Source organism: Streptomyces sp. NPDC050743 (assembly GCF_044456925.1).
Lineage (GTDB): Bacteria > Actinomycetota > Actinomycetes > Streptomycetales > Streptomycetaceae > Streptomyces.
Genome location: NZ_JBITGJ010000343.1, coordinates 1 through 1,147, shown reverse-complemented (window position 1 = coordinate 1,147; position 1,147 = coordinate 1). Strand labels below are relative to the sequence as shown.

General features: G+C 68.4%; 1 protein-coding gene. It reads right to left on the bottom strand.

The genetic code is table 11. The annotated features are described in order from the left end of the window. Positions 1 to 427 precede the first annotated feature (427 nt). Positions 428 to 1,147 (bottom strand): hypothetical protein (locus ACIBJF_RS53530; RefSeq protein WP_399185135.1); only part of this gene is annotated, 720 nt, incomplete at its 5' end.

The window sequence follows — 1,147 nt, the reverse complement described above, 5'->3', positions numbered from 1 at the left end:
GGCACGCTCGGTGCGGGCACCGTCGCGAGCGTCAACGGGGCGCTCCAGCTCGGATACGACGGCGTCGAGGTCCGAGGCCTTCTGCTTTCTCCTGAAGATCACCGGCATACCTTAGGTCGCAGGACTGACAGGCGTCACCGTTCATCCGCTGTCGGTTCTTGCGCACAGAGCCAGCCGGTGATGGCGCGCCCCCTGCCGGGGGCTTCGTGCGCGGCCAGGCCCGGCCCCCCGACAGGACCCGGGACCGTGGGGTGCGGGCCGGGTCCGACCGGCACCGGCGAAACAGCCCGGGGCCCGGATCCGAACAGGGCATTGACCGGACCCTGCCGGGCCCTGCACAGCAGGGGTACAAACCCGGGACCGGGAGGCGTGGCCGGCTGGCTGGCGTAGCGGGAGCCACGTTTGCCGTGGCCGCCGTAGTCGTCGCCTACGCTTCGTCCTGCGGCTGCTGATGAGCGATCAGGCGGGCGACGCTGATGACCCGCTGGTGTACTGATTGCCCCTTTCGCTGACCAGCGAGCCTCAAGATGCCCAGCAGCAGGAAAATGAGCAGGCTCAGTGCGGCGACGGCTGCGACCCCGCCCCGGGGAGACCACCTGTGCGCGGCGAGCATCGCCTGGGCCACGAGGAGGTTGACCGCGAACGCGCCTGCCAGGGCCACCACGAGGCGGCTGGCCGGTTCCAGGTCGTGCAGGGCGGCTCCGATGGCGGCTGTCGGTGTCGCGAGGAGGAAGAAGAGCGTGAACGGGCCGCGCAGCGGCGAGTTCACGTCGGTGAACGCAAGAACCGCGCCTGCCCCTCCGGCGGCGACGGCCGCGCCCGCGAGTAGCAGGTCTCTCCCCCAAGGTTGCCAGAACCGCCGGGTGTCTGGTGCCGGTGGCTTGATGCCGGTGGTTTGCATTGGTGATTTGTCTCCGAAGTGCTCGGTGCCGGACTTCGATGTCGCGCAGTCTCCCGGTACCGTCAAAATGCGGATGGAATGCGGGAAGCGTTCTTCATAAGTGTCTTGAAAGGCTGTCATGCGAGTGGCCAAGCCTGGCGGGGCGAGGTTGGAGGCGACCGGCGTGGGCTTCAGGATCATGCCGGAGGGCATGTTCTCGGGCCAGCTGATCATTGGATTGCCGAAGGTGCGTCCGGTCACGCCGTG